The 278-nt window shown below is 73.4% G+C and carries 1 pseudogene; it reads right to left on the bottom strand.

Features of this window, described 5'->3' with window-relative positions:
- A pseudogene (locus tag SB754_RS19925) lies at positions 1 to 278 on the bottom strand (glycogen debranching enzyme GlgX); the annotation flags it as partial.

Genomic DNA, 278 nt, shown 5'->3' with positions numbered 1-278 from the left:
CGCCAGTTCCCGGCCGGCAGGTCGACCGTGGTGTCCTCCCCGAGGTTCACGATGATGGCGACGGCACCGTTGATCGCCTCGCCGTACGGGTCGCCCGCGGCCCCGCGGAGCACCGCTACGACGGTCCGGAAATCGGGATCCTGCCAGTCCTCCTCCTCGACGAGGTTGCCGTCAGCGCGCAGCCACGCGACGTCGCGTCCGAAGGTGCCGCGCTCGCCGCCGTGCAGGAACGCGCGCTGGCGCAGGATCGGCAGCCGCCTGCGCACCGCGAGCGCCTC

The sequence above is a fragment of the Leifsonia sp. SIMBA_070 genome, assembly GCF_046534635.1.
GTDB lineage: Bacteria > Actinomycetota > Actinomycetes > Actinomycetales > Microbacteriaceae > Leifsonia.
Note: the sequence above shows the minus strand (reverse complement) of the source record. Positions and strands in the feature narration are given on the sequence as shown.